This is a genomic window from Vibrio sp. Vb0304 (assembly GCF_033338995.1).
Lineage (GTDB): Bacteria > Pseudomonadota > Gammaproteobacteria > Enterobacterales > Vibrionaceae > Vibrio > Vibrio alginolyticus.
In genome coordinates this window covers 1-1,189 of the sequence record NZ_JAWOTT010000229.1, presented here as the reverse complement: position 1 = coordinate 1,189, position 1,189 = coordinate 1, and the positions used below count along the sequence as shown (strand labels likewise).

Sequence of the window (1,189 nt, the reverse complement as noted above, 5' to 3'; positions counted from 1 at the left end):
TTTTGTTTGCGGGCCTCAGTGATCGTCAAGTTTGCCACCACTAAATCACCAGAGCCGTTTTCGAGAGAAGGGAGCAATTGGTCTCGCGCTAGAGGGATGATTTGTACGTTCAGTTTGGGTTTGATTTTGCGTAAATCTTTTTCAAAGTGAGCCAGCAGCTCTGCGCCAATCCCTTTTGGTGTTCCTCCTTCGATATAGTAGAAGCCTAAATCGGCAGAGACTAAAACGCGCAATACGTTTTTCTCTTTGATGACATCTAAGTCACCCGTGTACGGAGGCTGTTTTAATGGTGAGATTTCCAAAGCGTAAACGGACGCCGACAACAGAAAGAACAGCATTGCCCAAAACTTAGATATGGTCACGTTCACGTCCAGTTTAATGGTGGAGTAGAACTCTAAGCATAAGTTGTGCTCAAAAAATCATCAAGATTGTTCAAAGAGAAGGAATTGGTGGTAGAAAACAAAACCGCCACAGTTTGAGCTGTGGCGGTAGGCGTTTATTTGACAGGATTTAGCTTAATGAGCGCTTCTGTTCTTGCAACGGCATCTTCTAGTTGCAGCTGCTTGTAGGCTTCCAGCTGAATTTCTAACGATTTGCGAGCTGCTTCTGTATCAGGGAATGATTTTTGAAGCTCTTGGCTACGGTTAATGGCAGCGATCCATGCTTCACGGCGAAGGTAAAAATCAGCGGTAGCTAAATCGTAATTCGCTAAGCGGTTTTTCAAGGCCACCATGCGTTTTTGTGCATCTTCCGCATATGGGCTGTTTGGATAACGTTGAAGCAGCTTCTTAAAGTCATCAAATGCTTTTTTCACGGGCTCTGGGTCGCGGTCGCTACGATCGATGCTAAACAGGTCGTGCATAAAGTTACGATCTTGAGCCATGTGGCTCAGGCCACGCATGTAAAGCACCCAGTCCATTTTTTCATGGGTCGGGTTTAGGCGCATAAAGCGAGAGATGGTTGCTAAGCCTAACGCTAGGTCGTCGTTTTTGTAGTATGCGTAAATAAGGTCAAGTTGCACCTGTTCAGAGTAGGCACCAAATGGGTAACGTGAGTCTAACGCTTCCAGTTTCTCAATCGCAGAAAGCCAGTTGCCACTTTGAAGTGAGACTTGTGCGTCTGCATACAGTTCCGAAGGCGGCACATCAGGAACGATTTCTTCTTTGCTTGCACATCCAAACAGAAGGGA

Annotated in this window: 2 protein-coding genes; both read right to left on the bottom strand. The window is 45.9% G+C overall.

The features are described 5' to 3' along the window. Positions 1-338: transporter substrate-binding domain-containing protein (locus R7P35_RS25210; RefSeq protein ID WP_411978897.1), on the bottom strand; the 338-nt coding region annotated here is incomplete at its 3' end. Positions 339-496: 158 nt separating this feature from the next. Then, positions 497-1,189: outer membrane protein assembly factor BamD (locus tag R7P35_RS25205; RefSeq protein WP_318093137.1), on the bottom strand; the 693-nt coding region annotated here is incomplete at its 5' end.